The sequence below is a fragment of the Turneriella parva DSM 21527 genome (assembly GCF_000266885.1).
In the GTDB taxonomy this organism is placed as follows: Bacteria; Spirochaetota; Leptospiria; order Turneriellales; family Turneriellaceae; genus Turneriella; species Turneriella parva.
In genome coordinates this window covers 4,190,436-4,209,073 of sequence record NC_018020.1, presented here as the reverse complement: position 1 = coordinate 4,209,073, position 18,638 = coordinate 4,190,436, and the positions used below count along the sequence as shown (strand labels likewise).

The following is an 18,638-nucleotide window of genomic DNA, read 5'->3' as shown; positions in this document are numbered from 1 at the left end:
TAAGTCATGAAAAAGTTCAAGTTTCATCTCGAAGGTTATCTGAAAGTAAAGAAAGTGAAAGAGCAGCAGAAACTGGGTGAACTCGCGCAGGTCATGGGAAAAGTCAACGTCTACCGTGAACGGCAGCAGGCGTTCGACAGCGAGTATAATTCGATGCTGCAGGCGCAACGTACTGAGTTCGTCAGTAAACCAGTGCCCATAACCGACCTGCGCAATATGTACGAATACCTGGGAGCGCTGAGACTGCGCAAAGACACAGCGACCCGCCAGATTGCAGAGCTTGAACCCGAACTCGCGGCAAAGCGAGACGCCTACAATTCGGCGCGCAAAGAGCGGCGTGTAATCGAAATAATGCGCGAGCGCCGTTTCGCTGATTTTAAAGCCGCTGTTGAAAAAGAAGAGATGCAGTTTTTCGATGAAGCCAACCAGTTGAGGAGAAAGACCCCATGAACTACCCCGTTGTTGCAAAGAAAGCCTTCAAGCGCCTGCGCTATTCTGCGCATGAAGTCTGGCAAAACCTGCGTGAGCTGAAAAAAAACATCAGCTGCCTGGTGCGCAATATCGACGACATGGGCACATGCCTGAGCCGCAGCCGTCACCTGGTGCAGGGGCTGACAGGGGTAGAGTCGGCCTGCGTGCGCGGTGAGTCGCGTGACAGCGGTGTATCCGCAAAAAACGCGCAATGCCAGTCACCGGTAGGCCATAACATGTGGGGGCCTTATGTTTCAGGGGGTGAAACATGAACCAGAAGCGTTTTATACTTTTTCTGCTGCTTCTAATTGTGGTCTTTTCAGGCGGTATCTTTTACGCCCTCGATGCCACGGGCATGATACGTGCCTCTGATATTCTGCCATTTCTGGCACCAAAAAATCCGCTGCGCATTGAAGACAAAGACTACCCTACCGAAGTTGAGAAAGTTGAATTTCAGAAATGGGAGCAGAAGCTGATCGAGCGCGAAGAGGCGCTCGCGCGCCGCGAAGCCGAGCTCAAGTCAAAAGAAACCGGCGGCGAAGACCAAAAGCGCGAGATCGAAGAAACGCGCCGTGCGCTCAGGGCCGAAAAAGAAAAATTTATCGCCGCGCAGAAAGAATGGGAAGACCGCCAGAAGAAAGTGAAAGACCTTGCCGAAAAAGTGCGTAACATGCCGCCGCAGAAGGCGCAAGAGATGATGCAGAGCTGGCGCGACTTTGACATCATCGACGTCATGCGCCAGATGGATAAAGACGCCGAACTCGAGGGTAACCCGTCAATCGTACCGTATCTGTTAACGCTGTTTCAGCCCGACCGGCGTGCAGAGATCACCCGCAAGATGATGCTGCCGGCGCTGACCCGCCCCGATGCCGCCGAAGATAACGCTGAAACCGAGCAGCCCTGATCAGGCGCAGCCGGTACAGACTGTCGTGTAGGGTAGGGCGCTGAGGCGGTCAGCGGTAATCGCTCCGCCGCACTTACTGCAAACCTGATATTGACCGTTCGCTATGCGCCCGAGCGCGTGGTCTATCTGGCTAAGCTCTTCGCGGTCGTGCAGGCTCAGGCCGTCGAGCACCTGGTCGTTCTCGCGTTCAACCGCCGCTTCTTCGCTGTCTTGATTCAGAGCCTCACCGTCGCTGCGAATATGGCCCTCGATGCGGTCAAGTCGCGATAGAAGCTGCGTACGCAGACTTTCGAGTTGAATGCGGGCGTTCTGCGTATCCATGCGTAGACGTTTGTGCAGGGGCTCACCGTGCAAACTAATATCAGACTAAATTATCCGGTATTTGCGAGGCAGTACTTCCATTACAAATTGGTGACCCGTGAAGGCCCGCGGCTTGACGTTTACGCCGGTGCACGCAAACGACCCCATGCTCGACAATGCCACGGTGCAGGCGCTCATTGCCCGTTACGATTCTCCCGTGCCCCGGTACACCTCTTACCCGACGGCGCTCGAATTTGTGCCGCTCGCCGATTCTGAACTTTTGAACAGCTACCGACGCTGCGAGCCCGGGCGCCCGGTCAGCGTCTACATTCATTTGCCGTTTTGCGAAAATCTATGCCTCTACTGCGGCTGCAATGTGCTGCTCTCGCGCAAAATCGAGGTACTCGACGAATATATACCGTTGCTGCTTGCCGAGATCGATGCCAAAACAGACATTTTGGAGTTCAGGCCGAAAGTCAGCCAGCTACACTTCGGCGGGGGAACTCCCAATTTTCTGCGCCCTGGCGACTGGGATAAAATTTTCGCCAGGTTGCGCGAACGGTTCATCTTCACCGACGATGCAGAGATTTCGGTAGAACTCGACCCGATGTATGTTTCAGACGACTACCTCGCTCACCTGCGTTCGCTCGGTATGCACCGCGTGAGCTATGGTGTGCAAGACGTCACGCCGAAGGTGCTCGAAGCCGTCAACCGCCCGCAGGATATAGGCCGCATCAAAGGCGTCGTCGCTGCCAGCCGTCGGCTCGGCTTTTCGTCGGTGAATATTGACCTTATTTACGGTCTGCCGCACCAGACGCTCGCAAGTTATCGTGCGAACCTCGACTTCGTCGGCGACATTCGGCCCGATCGTATCGCGCTCTTCAGCTATGCGCACGTGCCCTGGCTGAAGCACCACCAAAAACGTATGGATGCTGCGGCGTTGACCCAGCCCGCTGAAAAATTACTCATCTACCTTGCCGCACGTGAACACTTTGCGTCACTCGGGTATGAGCAGATCGGTATGGATCACTTTGGTTTGGCAGACGACACGTTGACCCGCGCGTTCCATGAAAAAACGCTGCACCGCAACTTTATGGGCTACACGACGCAGAAGACGCTCGACATGCTTGCATTTGGCACAAGCGCGATCGGTTTCGTTTCAGGTGTTTATATGCAAAACCACCTGAAACTCAGCGGCTACCGTAGCGCAATCGAAACCGGCAAAAACTGGTTTGAGAAGGGTTATGTGATGTCAGACGAAGACAGGCTGCGGCACGAAGTCATCACGATGCTGATGGCAAACTTTCACGTCAATTTTCGGGCGATTGAAAATCAATTCGGTATTCAATTCGAAGTGCATTTCGCCGACGAGATGCAGAAGTTCCAGGAATTCGCAGCCGACGGCCACGGAACCCTGACGAACGAGTCGTTCACAGCGAGTGAAACAGGCAGCTTTATTATCAGGCATATCGCTTCGGTGTTCGACGCCTACCGTAAGAGTGGTGTGGCCAAGGCATTTTCTAAAGCAATTTGACCGAAGGTCGAATTGCGCTAGGCCGTGACGGTGGCCTTACACGAGACCAGAATATTCTCTGCAGTCGAGTAGTTGCCCTGCGCCATGTGCGCGAGTGCCAGGTTGACGGCCTTTTTGACGTTGGAGTATAAATCCCCCTTGTCGAACCTGGCATCCGTTTCAGCCGTAAATTTGCGTGCGTTGTCGAGACTGCCGAATCGAGACTTGATGAGTTCGGCAAAGGTGACGAGCTGCTTTGCGCCCGATTTATGCCGCGCGAAGTTCAATATCCTTTCGGCTTCATCAAGTTGCTTGGCGCTGATAAAGGCTGCGGCCACGTGTATAAGGCTTGCAGTCGCGAGGTTTTCGCGCTCACGCACGTCTAAGCTCAGAAAAAAATTGCGCACCAGTTCTTGCTTTCCCATGCGCCGGGCGCAGTCGATTGCCCATTCGACGGCCTGCAGGTCGCGACTTTCGGCTGTGGTGTTCTGCACGTATGCGGCGTAGCTGGCGAGCGACTTGCCGGGGTTACCACGGCGCACATAATAGGCTGCTGCATATTTCAGGGTTTCGGGTGAGCTGCCGTTTTTGAGCGCGGCAGCCAGTTCCTGGTCGATCTGCGTGTGGGCGCCCTGCGATTCGAGGGTTTGCAGCGTGCTGACGTTCATATTCTATTTTCGGCTGATTGGCCGTTAAGCCGTATGGAGTTCCCGTTCCGTAGGGGTAGGTTTAAACCTACCCCTACGGAACGGGGTTAACTTATAACTGTTTGACCCTGTAATGTGACATAATACTTGGGGTAAAAGATGATCCGCATTCTCGATGTGCATATCAACTACTCGCAAACCTCGGCGCTGGGTTGGTCGAAAGGCCTGCAATCGGGCGAGCGTGCGCATGAGATTGTGCAGGCGCTGCGCGGTGTCACACTCGACCTTAATTCAAACGACTACGTCGCGATTATCGGGCCTTCGGGCAGCGGCAAGAGCACGCTCATCACGGCGATTGCGGGTTTGATCGCCGTGGCGAAAGGCGATGTTTACGTCGATAAGTACAAGATTTCGCGCGCGGGCCGCGGCAGGCAGGCAAAAATACGCGGCCGCTATTTTGGTATCATCTTTCAATTTTCAGAAATGCTCGGCAGGTTTACCGTTGAAGAAAACCTGCGCTTCGCCTACGTGGCAGCGCATGGCCAGATCGATGCGGGTTATGCAGACCGACTGAAATACCTCGCAGATAAACTCGACATGCATGCGCTCATGCAGGCCTACCCGACCAAACTTTCGGGCGGTCAGTTGCAGAAGACCGCAATCGCGCGGGCGCTCATTAAAGATTCGCCTTTCATTCTGGCAGATGAACCGTCAGGTGACCTTGACCCTGAATCGGTGTCGCGCGTGAAAAAATTGCTGCGTGAAGAGCACGATCGTGGCAAAGGTATTCTGCTCGTCACGCACGACAGCAAGCTCGCGTCTGACGCCGCATCGGTATTTGAAATGCGCAACGGCCAGATCAGCGCGCTGATCAAATAAGGCCGTAGGGTGGCACGCTGACTGTGCTGATACTTTTTCAAGACGGTATTCCCGACATCTTTTTTTCGGCGCTCGCCCAGCGGGGATTCACCACCGCGAGGTTCTCAACGGCCACTGATAAAGCGGCGCGCACTTTTCAAGAGAACCCGTCGGCCACGGCTATTTTCTTTCGCGCCAACTTTCGGCTGAACGCCCCGCTGCTTGATTTACTGCCCCAACTGAAACTTGCGGCGCTTGTTTCAACCGGGGCCGATAATGTCGACGCCCAGGCGCTCGCTCAACGCGGTATTCGGCTGACGACGGGCGAGGGCGCCAACGCCCGCGCCGTCTTCGATTATGTTTTGCAGGCACTGTGTTATGGGGGCTTCGATTTTGAGCGCGATAAGCTCGGCGTTGTCGGCGCGGGAAGCATCGGCTCGCTGCTCATCGGGTTTTTTCGTGAAATCGGTGCGGCTGTTGCGCATTACGACCCGTTTCGGGCAGAGACCGGTTCACTTTCTGAGGTTCTCGCTTCGGACGTCGTGACTTTCCATGTGCCCCTGACAGCTGCCGGGCCGCACGCGACGCAGGCGATGCTGAATGCCGAATATTTCTCGAAAGTACAGAAGCCGTTGCAGATTATTCAGGCGAGCCGGGGTGGTATCTGGAATGCAGATTTTTACGCACAGCTCGCCTCACACCCGCAGCTGAAAATTCTGGCGCAAGACGTGTACCCGCAAGAGCCGCCGCACCCTCGCGACCTGGCCCGCGCGCGGTTTTCGACCCCACACATCGCCGGCTACTCGACGCGCGGGCGGCTCGGCGGCATCGTCAAGGGTCTTGCCGCGCTCGCGCCAGAACTTGCGGCGGCTGTTGCGTATCCCGCAGGTGAGGCCTGGTTTCTTGAAAACGAGGCCGAACGGTTTGCCGCGCAGCCGCAGCTTTTCAATCAGCTGCGCGATCGTTATGGCTGGCGCAAAGAGTTTCACGAATACAATGCCACTGAACGCGAGGCATTCTTACAGAAGTTTCCACAGCTGCCGCAGCGTGTGCGTGCCCGGCTGTTTGACTTCTGAAATCCTCATTGTGCACTGCGCCAATTCTTGGCACTCAAATTGCTCAGGTTAAGGCGCGGGTCTGCGCATGCGGCCCGCAGGGACAGCGCATGATCGAAAAGCCGATAATTGACCAACTCTGGGTTCTGCTCGCCAGTGGCCTGGTTTTGTTTATGCAGGCGGGATTCTTATGCGTTGAATCAGGGCTAACCCGCACAAAAAATTCGATCAACGTTGCTATCAAGAATGTGACGGATTTCGGCGTGGCGACGCTGTTCTACTGGCTCGTCGGTTTTGGCGTGATGTTTGGCGCGAGCTTCTCAGGCATTTTCGGCACTTCAAATTTTCTGGTAGCCTTCAACGGACAAGGGGGCTGGCTCTCGACATTCTTCATTTTTCAGCTCGTATTCTGCGGTACCGCGTCGACGATCGTTTCAGGCGCAGTTGCCGAGCGCATGAGTTTCACCGCGTATCTGGTGAACACGACGATCATTTCACTGCTTATTTATCCGGTGGCTGGACACTGGGCATGGGGTGGCGCGCTCGCCAACACGGGCAAAGGCTGGCTTGCTGCGCATGGCTTCGTGGATTTTGCCGGGTCGACTGTCGTGCACAGCGTCGGCGGCTGGGTGGCGCTAGCGGCGCTCTTGCTCATCGGCGCGCGCATTGGCCGCTTTCCCGAAGACGGGCCGGCGCAGAAAATGAACCCGAGCAATCTGCCGCTCGCGATGCTCGGCGGCATTATACTCTGGTTCGGATGGATTGGCTTTAACGGCGGCAGCACGCTTGCTCTCAATAACGCTGTGGGCCCGATTATTGCGAAGACTCTGCTTGCGGGTGCCATCGGCATGCTCGCGGCGCTCTTCTCAGGTTGGCTAAAGCATGGTTATGCAGAAGCAACGCAGCCACTCAATGGTTCACTCGCAGGTCTAGTCTCGATTACGGCCGGCTGTCATGCCGTGAATGAATGGCAGGCGGCTTTGATTGGGCTTATGGGAGGTCTGCTCATTTTGCCCACCGAAGCTCTGCTCGAAAAGCTCAAAATCGACGACGCAGTGGGAGCTATACCCGTTCACCTGGTCGGCGGCATCTGGGGCACGCTCGCCGTCGGTATGTTTGGCAATCCGCAGATTCTGGGCACTGGCCTCAGTCGCATCGACCAGATCGGCGCGCAGCTCACCGGCATTGCCGTCGTCGGCGCTTTCGCGTTCAGCGTCGCTTACCTGCTGCTGTATCTGCTCGGCAAGATACACCCGCTGCGCGTGACCCCTGAAGATGAAAAAACCGGCCTCAATATTTCAGAGCACCGCGCACGTACCGACCTAATCGATCTCTTCTTCGTGATGGACCACCAGAAACAGACAGGTGACCTCACGTACGACGTGCCTGTCGAGCCGTTCACCGAAGTCGGGCAGATTGCAGAACGGTATAATGAAGTCTTGAAAAAGGTGCGCGAGACTCTCGACGAAAATACGAAAGCCAAAGCTGAAATTATCGAGGCCTATACCAAGGTACAGTTTGAACAAGAGCGCGCCGAGAAGCTGCTGCTCAACGTTTTGCCCGAAAAGATCGCCTCACAGCTCAAAGACAACCGTGAAGTCATTGCCAACAGCTTTCCCGAAGTGTCGGTTCTATTTGCGGATATAGTCGATTTCACTAGGCTTGCGCACAAATTCAGGCCTGAGGTCATTGTCGGCATTTTGAACCGCATATTCTCGGTCTTTGACGAGCTCGTTGAAAAGTACGGGCTTGAAAAGATCAAGACAATCGGTGACGCCTACATGGTCGTCGGGGGCTTGCCGAATCCACTTTCAAACCATGTCGAAGCTGTGGCGAACTTTGCGCTCGAAAGCCAGGAACGCCTCAGCCGTTTTAAGCTGAAAACCGGCGACGAACTCACGATGCGTGTGGGCATCAATACCGGCCCGGTGGTCGCCGGTGTCATCGGCAAGAAGAAGTTTATCTATGATATCTGGGGTGATGCGGTTAACCTCGCCAGCCGCATGGAATCAAACGGCATACCGGGCATGATACAGATCACCGAAGCGACTGCCGTACGCCTCAGCGACAGGTTCATTGTCGAAGAGCGCGGCATGGTCGACGTCAAGGGCCGGGGCGCAGTGAAGGCCTTTTTTCTGAGGGGCAGAAAACCCTGACAGGTCCGTACTTCAGATACCGTTTAACTGTACATCGAATCGATCTCGTTCTTGTACATGTCTTTAATTACCGTGCGCCGCAGCTTGTACGTGCGTGTCAGCTCTTGCCCGATTTCAAATTGGCGCGGCACCAGATAGAACAGATTTTTAGGTATCTGCTCAAAACTCTTGAAACCCGTTTTAGCCGATATACGCTGTGAAATTTCATTCTTAAAAATCTCTCGCACCTGTGCATTATCATTCCACTGCGATTCGGGTATGCCCTTGATGCCGGCATGGCTACGCACTTTCTCGAAATTCGGCACGATGATCGCGCCTAGGGTTTTGCGGTCATCACCCACAATCATTACCTGATCGATGAATTCTGAAGCGAGCAGCTTGTCTTCGATCGGCACGGGTTCGATGTTTTCACCACCCGCGAGTGCAATGGTCTCTTTGCTGCGACCTGCGAACATGAGGTCGCCCGCCGCGGTCAAAACCATAATGTCACCGGTGTCGAAAAAACCGTCTTTATCAAAAATTACAGCATTGAGTTCAGGGCGTTTGTAATACCCCAAAAGCAGCTGGTTAGAATGCACCCACAGGGTACCTTTCGCGCCCGGCGCGAGCGGCACCTCAGCGCCGAGGTCGTTCTTGAGCTTAATTTTGTACCCTGGAAACGGACGGCCCACTGTGCCGCTCACGGGCTTTTGCACGTCGCGTAGGCTAATAAGCGCCGAAGTCTCCGTCATGCCATAACCTTCGAGCACCTTAATGCCAATTGCCGTCAAGAACCTGTCGACCACCTGCGGTAGTGCCGAACCACCGGAAGCCGATTTGCTGACGTTGCCGCCGAGTGCCTGATGAATCGGCGCGAAAACCGCCTGCGAGGCCAGCTTTAGCGGCAATAGCGCAGCCAGAACTGCGCCCGATGCGGCCCGGTCGAGTACCTGCTGCAGAGCTGGCTTAGGCTTAACCTGAAGGTCATAGCCATTGAAGATCGCCTCGTGTTTTGCCCATGCGGCGCCGACATCGAGAAAAAAGTAGAAGACATTGCGCTTCACCGGCGACTCTTTTTCGAGCTTCTGCATAATGCCGTTGTAGAGCGATTCCCAGATACGGGGCACCGAGGGAAAGCTTGTCGGCTTAAAGTCACCCAGATCCTGGCGGAGCGTGTTGATGCCCGAGATCATGAATTCGCACTGCGCCATCATGACGCCATATTCGACCGCACGTTCGAATGCATGCCATGGTGGCAGCAGCGACAGCGCGGTATCTTTTTCGGTGATCACCTTCATTTCGAGGGCGCGCCCCAGCGCATTCAGCCAGCCCGTCTGGTTGAGCATCACGCCTTTCGGTGCCCCTGTCGTGCCACTCGTATAGATGATCGTCGCCATCTTGGCCGGGTCAGCCGAAGCATTGAGTTTGATAACAAGCGCGCTGTCTTTATGCAATGCGGTTTTGCCGAGTGCGAGCAGCTCTTCTGCCGAGCTCTCGCCCGCTGCGAGTTCAGAGTCATCGTCTTCGAGTACCCAGATCTTTTCGAGCGCGGGCAGTTCTTTCTGAAATTTCAGCAGCCTGTCGCGGTCTTTTGCTTTTTGCACAATCGCCCAACGGCTTTCGCTGTGGCCGACGATGTAGAGAATGTCGTCGTCGGTGACGTCGGTGCCGCGGGGCACGCAGACGGCGCCTGCTGCAACAATGGCTGCGTCGGCAAGAATCCAGTTGGGTGAGCTGTCGCAGAGCAGGGTGACGCGGTCGTCGGCGGCGACCCCCGCGCTTTTGAGGCCTGCAGCCAGTTCGGTGACCAGTTCATGAATACGTTTGAAGGTGCGGCCCTGAATGACGCCGCTTTTCTTGCGAATTTTGAAAGTCTCAAGCGCGGGCTTCTGCTCTGCGGCGTACGCGAACAGGTCATAAAACGTTTTGGGCTTCTGCATGGGTGTTGGCGAAAAACACCGCGGCGAGTGGCAGGTCAACCGCATTAAGAGCTTGTGCACCAACGCGCGCAAGCAGGCATAAGCCGGTACAAATGCGCATCGATTTTCGGCTGTTTGCTGCATTGCGCTGCATCGCTTTGACCCTATGAAAAATCCGTATGCCCGTGTTTATGGCCTGACGGGCGTTATGGGCAGCGGAAAATCGACTGCTGCGAAGTTGCTCGCAGAAGCCGGGGTCATTGTGCTCGATGCGGATAGCATAGCGCGCGACGTTATAGATCCGCAATCAGATTCTTATGCCGATATTAAGCTGAAACTCATTGCCGCATTTGAGCCTCTGAGCACAGAGCCACTGTTTCGAGCCGACGGCAGCCTCGTCAGGGCTGCGCTGGCGAAGGTGGCGTTCGCCGACAGCGCAAAGACGAAGAAACTCGGTGAAATTATGCATCCTCACATTCAGGCAGAGTTTTCGCGCCGCGTCGCAGCGATACCTGCCGGCAGACGCATTGTCTACGACGTGCCGCTGCTCTTTGAGGGGCGCCTGCATGAGCAGGTGAAGAAGACGATCGTCGTCTACGCGCCCGAAGAAATCTGCGTCGCCCGGGCGGTCGCGCGCGCTGCCGGGCAGGGGCAAAAGCTCACAGCAGACGAAGCGCGCGCGAGGCTGGGGCAGCAAATTTCCATTGAAAAAAAGCGAGAACTCGCCGACTATGTAATAGATAACTCAGGTGATCTGGCTGCACTTCGGGCGCAGGTTACCGGGCTCTGTCAAAAACTGGAATAATATGAAAGAATTCTACGTGCTCAATCTTGACTGGCGCCGCATGGCGATTATTGCCGGTGGCGCGCTGGTCGCGCTGGGTATTACCCTCATGGTCGGTATGTCTATCGGCCGCGGGCAGGGCGAGCGCGCAGTAGCACAACTGAACGACGAATTGGCGCAGAAACCTGGTTTGCCGGGCGACCCCACCGCTAAACCCGCCGACAAACTGGTGATTGCAGCGGGGCCGGCCGCGATCAATGAGCCTGCAGCTGCAGAGACGAAACCCGCCGCAGTACAGGGGGATATCCCCCTGCAAGAAGACCCGCTCGTACAGGGCCCGCCCCGCAAAAAAACGGCGCGCAAACCTGTGGCGCGTCTCGGCGACTCTTCTCGCGAGAGCGAGGCAGCGACTCCTAAGGTGCGCTCCAAAAAAGCCAAAGTACGGCCTGCTGACGAGAACGTAGAACTCGCGGGCAAAGTTGAGCACTCAAAAAAACGCAAAGCGGTGGCCGATTCTGCAAAGACCGACGGCGTACGTTTCACGATACAGGTCGCAGCGTTTAAGCGCGCCGGCGAAGCGTCGGGTCTTATCAGCAAACTCAAAGAAGAGGGCATCAAAGCACGCAGCGAAAAGAATGGCGGTTTTTACCTTGTGACCGTCGGGCGCAGCAAATCGAAAGAGAAGCTCGCGAAGGCTCTCGCGCGCCTTAAAGAACTCGAGTACGAAGCCTACATTCGCAAAATCAGCACTGATACAGAAGAGACTTAAGATCTCGCGAAAAGCAAAGCCATGAGCCGTAGTTTTCTGAGTTTAAGTTCGCTCAGCAGTTCAGAATTTTCTGATCTGCTTGATCGTGCAATCGCCGGCAAAAGAGATAATGGGCTCTGGGGTAAACCGCTCGCCGGTAAATCGGTAGCGCTTTTTTTTGAGAAACCCTCGACCCGCACCCGAATCTCTTTCGAAGTCGGCGTCTACCAGCTCGGCGGGCAGCCGATTGTTCTGACGCAAAACGATCTGCAACTCTCACGCGGCGAAGATATCGCCGACACCGCGCGCGTGATGCGCCGCTACGTTCACGGCATCATGGCTCGCGTCAAAAGCCACGCAACGCTCGAAGCGCTCGCGAGCTATTCGGGCATTCCCGTCATTAACGGCCTCTCTGAAAAGTTTCACCCGTGTCAGGCGCTCGCCGATTACATGACGCTGCGCGAAAACAACGTTCCGCAGGGCGGCCGGTTCGTCTTTTGTGGCGATGGCTCGTCGAACATGGCGCATTCGTTGATTATCGGCTCTGCGCACTATGGCTGCGAAATCGTGATTGCAACCCCGGCCGAACTTCTGCCCGACGCGCAGGTGCTGACGATCGCCGCGCGGCTTGGGGCGCAGGTGAAGATCACTCAAGATGCGCGTGAGGCGGCGAAGAATGCCGATGTGCTTTATACCGACGTTTGGGTTTCTATGGGGCAAGAAAAAGAAGCTGAAGCGAAGAAGAGGCTGCTCGGCCCGTACCAGATTAACGAAGAACTGATATCTCTCGCGAAACCTTCGGCGATAATTCTGCACTGCCTGCCGGCGCATAAGGGCGAAGAAATCACCGAAGGCGCTTTCGAGGCGCGTAACTCTCGCATATTTGATCAGGCAGAAAACCGCCTGCACGCACAAAAAGCAATTCTTGAATTTCTGATAAAATAAAACGGGCTTGCCCCGAATTTATTTGTATCTTGGCCGAATGAACATCTATTACGATATTATTGCACAGATGGCGCAGACGATGCGCAACCTGCAGGCAATTCTTGCCAAAGCTGAAGAGCATGCCGCGCGGCTCAAATTCGAACCCGAGAATTATCTCACGCTGAGGCTTTTCCCTAACATGCTGCCGTTTTCGGCGCAAATTCGCATTCTGACCGACGCGAGCAAATTCGCAGCCGCATATCTTTCAGGCCAGACGCCACCTGTCACCGAAGACAATGAAAAAACCTGGGCCGATTATAAAGCGCGCCTGGCCTCGGCGATCAGCTACATCGAGAGCTTCAAACCCGAGCAGTTCGCCAACGCCGCCGAGGTGAAGGTTAGCCTAAAAAGCTTTAAAGGCAAATACATGACTGGCCACGATTTTCTGATCTGCCGGCAGTCGCCGAATTTTCATTTTCATGTGGTGACTGCGTACAACCTGCTACGCCAGGGCGGTGTAGAGGTTGGTAAGGGTGATTATTTGGGGGCGTTGCCGCTCAAAGATTAGGCGTGATACGCATTAAGTTTGGCAGTTGTGCCGCAATCAGAACAGCTGCCAAGACAAATGACCAAGTTCTGCAATTCTTGGGCAAACGGAGTTTTCTGACGAAAATAGAACCATGAGATTACTCCTGCTCATAATCCCCGCATGCTTCTTCGCGGCCTGTAGCAACGCAACCGAGCCACAGAGTATGTTGGCGAAGTTCCAGAGCTCAAAATGGCCGGTTTATGAAACTGAAGTTTACCTACCCGAAGATGGCAAGGCAGTGAAAAAAACTGCGGTTAGCCCATTGATTTGGCCAAATGAGTTGGTGAGCACAACCGAATCTAATGCCGAGGGCGCAAGAATTTGCCGCACTGTCCTCAGCGATACAGAAGATCACCACCGGCGGCAATGCGAAGCGGCTGGTCATAAAACGCTTTCGCTAAATACCCTCGATGCGAACGGGCGCATCATCGCGACGGTCTATGACCCCGGCAACGGCGAGCCGCTACAAACCGGACAATATGAATACCACGGAGATACAGAAACATTTTACGGGTACCTAGCTGGAAGAAAGGATTTCACGGTGCTTACAGAGAAATGGCCTGGACGCAAAAAGTATACAACTTGGCGAAACGCCGACCCGTCTGCCCCTGAAATACATGTGCGGGACTACGAAGATTCGGGCGAAGGCTCAGAGTTTTATATCGCGGCCTCGCATGGCAATATGCGTGAGACCTCACGAACGCGGGTATTCAGACGAGACACACAAAAAATAAAGCTAACGTATGTAGTTTCATACGAAAATCCCGGCGGTCTGCTCGAGATTACAACGTCGGATTGGAATCAGAGTGAAGGTTGGCTCGAACAGGTCTATGAAATGCGTCCTGCCCAGATCAATTTGGACGCGATCGCAGATATTGACGCTGCCAGGTCATTTATCACATCCGCAAGATTAGTGCGGACGAAAAAAATCAGTCATAAGCAGCCGACAGCATAATCACCCGCTGCCGTCTTATCTAGCCCTCTTTGACTTTGGCGCGGCCTTCGTCTTTGCATGCTTGCTTAAAGTAATCGAATTCACCTCGCCGTCAACGAGTAAAATCTGCTTCTGTGCCATCGCTGCAAAATCGGGGTCGTGTGTCACGTAAACGATCGTGCAGCCGGTTTCGCGGTTGACCTGCTGAAATATCTGCATCACATTCAGGGCATTCGCTGAGTCGAGCGAGCCGGTGGGTTCGTCCGCGAAAATAAACCTCGGGTTCATAATGAGCGCCCGCGCGATCGCGACGCGCTGCGATTCACCGCCCGAAAGCTGTGAAGGCAGGTGGTGCTGGCGCGCTTCGAGGTCGAAGCGCTTCAAGAGTTCAATCGCCTCTGCGCGTTTCTGCTGCGCCGTGCCTGCCTTGATCGCCGGCATGAGCACGTTTTCGAGCGCCGTGAATTCTGGCAGCAAATAATGGTATTGAAATATGAATCCCATTTGTTTGTTGCGAAACGCGTGCAGATCTTGCGGCGCCATCGTCGCGACATTCTGCTCTTGCAGCCACACGCTGCCCGAAGTGGGGTTGTCGAGCGAACTCACCATGTAGAGCAGGGTGCTCTTGCCAGAGCCCGAACGGCCGGTGAGGGCGACGAACTCGCCGTCTTTCAGCTCAAATGAGACATTCTTGATAATCTGCGTCGGCGGTTCGCCGAATGACTTTACGACATTCTCGAGGCGAATGCTCATTCTTGCCCCCGAATGATGTCGATCGGCGACATCTTGCCGGCCTTGAGCGCTGGCAGAAAGCTCGCGATGGTTGTGGATATCAAAGCCATCAGAAAGCCATAGACGTAAATCAGATAATTGAACGAAATCATCATGGTCGTCGCTTTCGTCTTCGTCATCGGGCTCGAGAAGGTGACGTGCGAAAGCTGCCAGCAGAGCACATAACCCAGCAGTACGCCCAGAAATCCCCCCGCGAAACCGAGCAGCATACCCTGTGTCATGAAGATCGTGAGAATGTCGGCGCTTTCATAGCCGATCGAGCGCAGAATGGCAATTTCGCGTTTCTTCTGGCTGATGACGATGCTCAGAATATTATAGATGCCAAAACCCGCGACGATCAGAATGATCGCCGACATCATGTAGCGTGTCATGTCTTGTACCTGAAAGACGTCGAGAATCGAAGCGTTGATCTGCTCCCAGCTCTGCACTTTGGCTGATTCGTCGTTCGACCATAGCTGCGCCTTGGGGTAAGATTTTCTTACATCGCGCAGCCTCACCGCAATGTCTGAAACCTGGCCGGGGCTGCCGGCAATCAACTGCGCAGTCGTGAGCGAGACGTAGGCCAGGCTTTCATCGATCTGGCGGTTGCCACTTGAAAATGAACCCGATACCTTGAACTGTTGCCTGTCGCCCCGGCTGTTCACGACCGTGATCGAATCGCCATAACGCAGGCCCAGATTCTCGCGCAAGCCCTCGCCGAGCATAATCTTCTGCCCGTTTTCGGCGAGTTCGCTGAGCGTGCCTTTGAGAATATTTTTTTCGAGCATCGCCACGCGCGTCTGCATCGATGGTACAATGCCCATCACGCGCCCATTCTGCGTGACTTTGCCTTTGCGGTAAAGCACCGTCACGGTGAGTTGCGGTGCGAACGCTTCTACATCCTCATCATCACGCAGGCGCTGGTACCATTCTTGCACGTTGTCGATCTTCTGGCTGTCTTTGCGCCCCGAAGGCGGCACCAGCCAGAACAACGATTCGTTCTTGTTCGCAAAGACATGATCGAGACCTGTCTCTTCGACGAGCCTCGCCTTCGCCGCGATGCGCACGTGCGCGTCGTTATTCACCATCTGGTCGAGCAGGTATTCGCGAAAGCCGAGCAGAATTCCCGAGATTGCAATGTATGCCGCAGCGCCGAGCATGACACCGAGCAGCGTCAGAATCGTCTGGCGCTTGCGCGCCCAGAGTTGTCTGAGGGCAATAAAGATCATGGGGATCTCTACTGATACCGAAGAATATCGCCCTCGGCAAGTTCTGCCGCGACGATCTCGACATGTTCGCCCTGCGTGAGCCCTAACTGCACAGGTACGCGCAGCTTTTTCCCTGCGCGAATGATTGTCACCTTACGGTCTTGCACTGCGCGAATCGGCGCGACAAAGACATTGTCTTTCGTACCGGCTTCGATCGCGAGGTCGGCCGACATGCCTGGCAATATTTCTGCAGGTAGCTCTTTCGAATCGACTTTGACAAAGAACTGCCCCTCTGATGGATAGATCGAAACCACGCTGCCCGCGAAGTATTTTCCCGGTATACCTTCGAAAGCGATGCGCACCTTCTGCGCTTTCTTGACGAGTACGGCGGCCTTTTCATCGAGCGAAACGGTGATATAACGGCGCGTCAGGTCGATAACCTTGAGCACAGGGTTTTGCGGAAAAACCGCTTCACCCTCTTCAAACGAAACAGTCGAGACGACGCCCGAAATCGGCGAGCGCATGGTCGGCACCTGATCGAATTCAACCAGCTTATCGCCGGCTTTTACCGCGTCGCCTTCGTGCACGTAGAGCCGGCGAATGTTTGCGGCGATACCAATTTTCAGCTGGTATTCGCGCTCGGCCTGCACGGTTCCCAGGCCATAGACAGTCCGCACGATTGTTGTCTTCTTCAGCGGAAGTTCAACCGTCGGTGGGGCGGAGCGAATGCGCTGCAGCGCAAAAAGGCCGACGGCAACCATAAACGCAATTGTGAAATATTTCCGTTTGCCCTGAAAGAAGACGCGCACGATATCCATGGTGTACGCCCGGGGCTATGCGACACAGCGTCAAAATCTATCGGGGCACAAAAAAACCGCGCATAGCGCGGCCTTTTTGTGCCCCGATTACAACAAGGCCTAGCCCAGTTGTACCGTGGCGACCATGGGACACGAAGTCCCTAGGTTGCGACAAGCCACGGATGGCGCGTTCAGCTCGGCTTAGCCGAGCTGAACTGTCGCAACCATGTTCCCATGTGGGTGCTTGTTTTCGTACATCATTTGGTGCACGTCACCGATCTGTTCAAACGTGAATGTTTGCGACAGGCATGGGTCGATGCGCTTTTCGAGAACGAGGTTGTTGAAAGCGGTGCACTGTTCGTCGTTCGCAAAGTGCGAACCCTGCAGACGCTTCTGGTGCATCCAGTGGTAGCGCAGGTCGACGGTTGCATTGTAACCGGTTGTGCCGGCGCAGATGACAACCATACCGCCGCGGTCAACGACCATGCACGAAGTCGGTATTGTGGTTTCACCCGGGTGCTCAAACACGATGCGCGGGTTCACGCCTTTGCCGACGATCTCCCAGATTGCCTTGCCGAACGCGCGCGCGCCTTTGATCCACTCGGCATATTTCGCTTCGTCTTTCCAGTGTGGCAGCATGCCCCAGTGGTTAAAATCTTTCCTGTTGATGACTCCCACTGCGCCGAGGCTCTTGCAGAAATCGAATTTACTCGTGTCGTTCACGACTGCAATCGGCTTGCCGCCCATCTCGCGCACGATCTGAATCGCCATGGAACCGAGGCCGCCCGCGCCGCCCCAGATGAGCACCACGTCGTCTTTGCGCACGGTGTGTTCTGCGAAACCCATGAGCATGCGGTACGCCGTTGCACCGACGAGCATGTAGGCAGCCGAAGCCTCCCAGCTCAGGTGTTTGGGGCGCGGCAGGCACTGGTGTGCCTGAACTTTGGTGAACTGCGCGAAGCTGCCGTAGCTGACTTCGTAACCCCAGATGCGGTTGGATGTATGAACGATCGGGTCAACTTTACCCGCTTTGATATCGGCATTGTTGACATCCCACATGCCGCAGTGGACAACCACTTCGTCGCCCACTTTAACGTTTTTCACGTTCGCGCCAACTTTGTAAACGATGCCCGATGCATCGGAACCACCGATATGAACACCTGAGTGGTCATTCTGGTCTTTCACGTGAACGTCGATCATGTCGAGCGGAATGCCGAGAGAAGCCCAGACGTTGTTGTAGTTGATGCCCGCAGCACGCACGAGCACGAGCGCATCGTCTGGCCCGATTTCTGGCACGTCGATCACTTCTTTCTTAAACGCGTTTTTCGGTTCGCCATAGCGTTCTTTGCGAATCGCCATCGCGTACATTTTCTTGGGAACTTCCCCAACGGGGATAGCTTCATTCAGTTCGTAGAGTTCTTTTGCCATGGGCGGGAGTGTTTATTTGCGAGACACGCTGTCAAAATCTTTGAACTATGGATAGCACGAAAAATACTTCGATATTGAACTAACTCATCATGCGACACACCCAGGGCATCTACGAAGACTCAGTCAAATTACGCGCGATGATCATTTTCATTCTGCGCAAGCTGCCGGGCAAACTCAATCGGGTCGCGCTTTGCAAGAACCTCTATTATTCTGAGATGCACCATTTTCAGAAGCACGGTAAGAGTATCAGCGGCGCCGATTATATGCACATCGAAGCATCGCCCGTGCCGCGGCACTTCAACGAAATCATCGCCGCGATGGTTGCAAAAGGTGAGGTGCGTGTCGTGCCGCACGTCGCGCCCGAAGTTATCGAGGGCAGGCAGATTATGGTACTTCGCGGCATGGTGTTTGAAAGCGATGCGCCGCTCTTAAACGTGCTCGGCCGCGACGAGCTGCGCGCGGTACGCATGGTTTCGTCAACACTGCAGAACGAGATGAACCTCGAGACACGTTATTTTCCGCAATACTACCAGCATTATGTGCAGACGGGTCTCTACGAGGTGATACCCAACGTGACGTTTCCCAAACGCCCGCACCTGCAGTTCAAGGCGTGGAGTCGAAAGATATATAGATTGATGTGGCAATAAGGCATA

Annotated in this window: 20 protein-coding genes; 13 read left to right on the top strand and 7 right to left on the bottom strand. The window is 54.9% G+C overall.

What is annotated here, in order from left to right; genetic code table 11:
* Positions 1-6 precede the first annotated feature (6 nt).
* The 3 genes from fliJ to TURPA_RS24090 are packed head-to-tail and all read left to right on the top strand — an operon-like array spanning position 7 to position 1,375.
* Entirely contained in the window at positions 7-450 is a 444-nt protein-coding gene (gene fliJ / locus TURPA_RS20240; protein ID WP_014805135.1) for a flagellar export protein FliJ, read from the top strand.
* Positions 447-743, top strand: coding sequence for a hypothetical protein (locus tag TURPA_RS20235; protein ID WP_014805134.1), 297 nt, complete (start codon positions 447-449; stop codon positions 741-743). The genes fliJ and TURPA_RS20235 overlap by 4 nt, the downstream gene beginning before the upstream one ends.
* Positions 740-1,375, top strand: a complete 636-nt coding sequence (locus tag TURPA_RS24090) for a periplasmic-type flagellar collar protein FlbB (protein ID WP_014805133.1) — start codon at positions 740-742, stop codon at positions 1,373-1,375. Before TURPA_RS20235 ends, TURPA_RS24090 begins: the two co-directional genes overlap by 4 nt.
* Here the strand turns inward: TURPA_RS24090 and TURPA_RS20225 are convergent, their stop codons facing one another.
* Positions 1,376-1,696 carry a TraR/DksA family transcriptional regulator gene (locus TURPA_RS20225; protein WP_014805132.1) on the bottom strand — a complete coding sequence of 107 codons (321 nt, stop codon included), beginning with the start codon at positions 1,694-1,696 and terminating at the stop codon, positions 1,376-1,378.
* Positions 1,697-1,793: 97 nt separating this feature from the next.
* Here TURPA_RS20225 and hemN point away from each other — a divergent pair, with 97 nt between their 5' ends.
* Entirely contained in the window at positions 1,794-3,209 is a 1,416-nt protein-coding gene (gene hemN, locus TURPA_RS20220) for an oxygen-independent coproporphyrinogen III oxidase (protein ID WP_014805131.1), read from the top strand.
* Positions 3,210-3,226: 17 nt separating this feature from the next.
* On the opposite strand, the gene TURPA_RS20215 is transcribed toward hemN, so the two are convergent.
* On the bottom strand, positions 3,227-3,856 hold the full coding sequence (locus TURPA_RS20215) for a hypothetical protein (protein WP_014805130.1): 630 nt from the start codon (positions 3,854-3,856) through the stop codon (positions 3,227-3,229).
* A 138-nt stretch (positions 3,857-3,994) separates the two neighbouring features.
* Here TURPA_RS20215 and TURPA_RS20210 point away from each other — a divergent pair, with 138 nt between their 5' ends.
* From TURPA_RS20210 to amt, 3 genes are all read left to right on the top strand, one after another.
* Positions 3,995-4,714, top strand: a complete 720-nt coding sequence (locus TURPA_RS20210; RefSeq protein WP_014805129.1) for an ATP-binding cassette domain-containing protein — start codon at positions 3,995-3,997, stop codon at positions 4,712-4,714.
* Positions 4,715-4,737: 23 nt separating this feature from the next.
* The gene (locus TURPA_RS20205) at positions 4,738-5,769 is read left to right on the top strand and encodes an NAD(P)-dependent oxidoreductase (protein WP_014805128.1); all 1,032 of its coding nucleotides are present in this window, start codon (positions 4,738-4,740) and stop codon (positions 5,767-5,769) included.
* 89 nt (positions 5,770-5,858) lie between these two features.
* Positions 5,859-7,904, top strand: a complete 2,046-nt coding sequence (gene amt, locus TURPA_RS20200; protein WP_014805127.1) for an ammonium transporter — start codon at positions 5,859-5,861, stop codon at positions 7,902-7,904.
* Positions 7,905-7,927: 23 nt separating this feature from the next.
* Here amt and TURPA_RS20195 read toward each other — a convergent pair whose 3' ends face one another.
* Positions 7,928-9,823, bottom strand: coding sequence for an AMP-dependent synthetase/ligase (locus TURPA_RS20195; protein WP_014805126.1), 1,896 nt, complete (start codon positions 9,821-9,823; stop codon positions 7,928-7,930).
* A 145-nt stretch (positions 9,824-9,968) separates the two neighbouring features.
* Here TURPA_RS20195 and coaE point away from each other — a divergent pair, with 145 nt between their 5' ends.
* The 5 genes from coaE (at position 9,969) to TURPA_RS20170 (ending at position 13,802) form a co-directional block, all read left to right on the top strand.
* A complete protein-coding gene (gene coaE, locus TURPA_RS20190; RefSeq protein WP_014805125.1) occupies positions 9,969-10,607 on the top strand; it encodes a dephospho-CoA kinase in 639 nt (212 codons plus the stop codon).
* 1 nt (position 10,608) lies between these two features.
* Positions 10,609-11,355, top strand: coding sequence for an SPOR domain-containing protein (locus tag TURPA_RS20185; RefSeq protein WP_014805124.1), 747 nt, complete (start codon positions 10,609-10,611; stop codon positions 11,353-11,355).
* A 21-nt stretch (positions 11,356-11,376) separates the two neighbouring features.
* The gene (gene argF, locus TURPA_RS20180) at positions 11,377-12,279 is read left to right on the top strand and encodes an ornithine carbamoyltransferase (protein WP_014805123.1); all 903 of its coding nucleotides are present in this window, start codon (positions 11,377-11,379) and stop codon (positions 12,277-12,279) included.
* Positions 12,280-12,316: 37 nt separating this feature from the next.
* Positions 12,317-12,826 (top strand): DUF1993 domain-containing protein, encoded by a 510-nt coding sequence (locus TURPA_RS20175; RefSeq protein ID WP_014805122.1) that lies wholly within the window; start codon positions 12,317-12,319, stop codon positions 12,824-12,826.
* A gap of 184 nt (positions 12,827-13,010) precedes the next feature.
* Positions 13,011-13,802, top strand: coding sequence for a hypothetical protein (locus TURPA_RS20170; protein ID WP_041948732.1), 792 nt, complete (start codon positions 13,011-13,013; stop codon positions 13,800-13,802).
* Positions 13,803-13,817: 15 nt separating this feature from the next.
* On the opposite strand, the gene TURPA_RS20165 is transcribed toward TURPA_RS20170, so the two are convergent.
* The 4 genes from TURPA_RS20165 to ccrA form a co-directional block, all read right to left on the bottom strand.
* On the bottom strand, positions 13,818-14,534 hold the full coding sequence (locus TURPA_RS20165; protein ID WP_014805120.1) for an ABC transporter ATP-binding protein: 717 nt from the start codon (positions 14,532-14,534) through the stop codon (positions 13,818-13,820).
* Positions 14,531-15,781 carry an ABC transporter permease gene (locus tag TURPA_RS20160; RefSeq protein ID WP_014805119.1) on the bottom strand — a complete coding sequence of 417 codons (1,251 nt, stop codon included), beginning with the start codon at positions 15,779-15,781 and terminating at the stop codon, positions 14,531-14,533. Before TURPA_RS20160 ends, TURPA_RS20165 begins: the two co-directional genes overlap by 4 nt.
* A gap of 8 nt (positions 15,782-15,789) precedes the next feature.
* Positions 15,790-16,578: an efflux RND transporter periplasmic adaptor subunit gene (locus tag TURPA_RS20155; protein ID WP_014805118.1), complete on the bottom strand. Its 789-nt coding sequence runs from the start codon at positions 16,576-16,578 to the stop codon at positions 15,790-15,792.
* Between the two features lie 180 nt (positions 16,579-16,758).
* Positions 16,759-17,985: a crotonyl-CoA carboxylase/reductase gene (gene ccrA / locus TURPA_RS20150; protein ID WP_014805117.1), complete on the bottom strand. Its 1,227-nt coding sequence runs from the start codon at positions 17,983-17,985 to the stop codon at positions 16,759-16,761.
* Positions 17,986-18,074: 89 nt separating this feature from the next.
* Between ccrA and TURPA_RS20145 the strand changes: the two genes are divergently transcribed.
* On the top strand, positions 18,075-18,632 hold the full coding sequence (locus TURPA_RS20145) for a type II toxin-antitoxin system antitoxin SocA domain-containing protein (RefSeq protein WP_014805116.1): 558 nt from the start codon (positions 18,075-18,077) through the stop codon (positions 18,630-18,632).
* Positions 18,633-18,638 lie beyond the last annotated feature (6 nt).

Coding starts and splice junctions, on each gene's coding strand:
- TURPA_RS20215 (WP_014805130.1), bottom strand. CDS start 3,856: ATGAACGTCAGCACGCTGCAAACCCTCGAATCGCAGGGCGCCCACACG.
- TURPA_RS20155 (WP_014805118.1), bottom strand. CDS start 16,578: ATGGATATCGTGCGCGTCTTCTTTCAGGGCAAACGGAAATATTTCACA.
- TURPA_RS20170 (WP_041948732.1), top strand. CDS start 13,011: ATGTTGGCGAAGTTCCAGAGCTCAAAATGGCCGGTTTATGAAACTGAA.
- coaE (WP_014805125.1), top strand. CDS start 9,969: ATGAAAAATCCGTATGCCCGTGTTTATGGCCTGACGGGCGTTATGGGC.
- argF (WP_014805123.1), top strand. CDS start 11,377: ATGAGCCGTAGTTTTCTGAGTTTAAGTTCGCTCAGCAGTTCAGAATTT.
- TURPA_RS20195 (WP_014805126.1), bottom strand. CDS start 9,823: ATGCAGAAGCCCAAAACGTTTTATGACCTGTTCGCGTACGCCGCAGAG.
- TURPA_RS24090 (WP_014805133.1), top strand. CDS start 740: ATGAACCAGAAGCGTTTTATACTTTTTCTGCTGCTTCTAATTGTGGTC.
- TURPA_RS20185 (WP_014805124.1), top strand. CDS start 10,609: ATGAAAGAATTCTACGTGCTCAATCTTGACTGGCGCCGCATGGCGATT.
- TURPA_RS20225 (WP_014805132.1), bottom strand. CDS start 1,696: ATGGATACGCAGAACGCCCGCATTCAACTCGAAAGTCTGCGTACGCAG.
- TURPA_RS20145 (WP_014805116.1), top strand. CDS start 18,075: ATGCGACACACCCAGGGCATCTACGAAGACTCAGTCAAATTACGCGCG.
- ccrA (WP_014805117.1), bottom strand. CDS start 17,985: ATGGCAAAAGAACTCTACGAACTGAATGAAGCTATCCCCGTTGGGGAA.
- TURPA_RS20160 (WP_014805119.1), bottom strand. CDS start 15,781: ATGATCTTTATTGCCCTCAGACAACTCTGGGCGCGCAAGCGCCAGACG.
- TURPA_RS20175 (WP_014805122.1), top strand. CDS start 12,317: ATGAACATCTATTACGATATTATTGCACAGATGGCGCAGACGATGCGC.
- TURPA_RS20210 (WP_014805129.1), top strand. CDS start 3,995: ATGATCCGCATTCTCGATGTGCATATCAACTACTCGCAAACCTCGGCG.
- TURPA_RS20235 (WP_014805134.1), top strand. CDS start 447: ATGAACTACCCCGTTGTTGCAAAGAAAGCCTTCAAGCGCCTGCGCTAT.
- TURPA_RS20165 (WP_014805120.1), bottom strand. CDS start 14,534: ATGAGCATTCGCCTCGAGAATGTCGTAAAGTCATTCGGCGAACCGCCG.
- fliJ (WP_014805135.1), top strand. CDS start 7: ATGAAAAAGTTCAAGTTTCATCTCGAAGGTTATCTGAAAGTAAAGAAA.
- amt (WP_014805127.1), top strand. CDS start 5,859: ATGATCGAAAAGCCGATAATTGACCAACTCTGGGTTCTGCTCGCCAGT.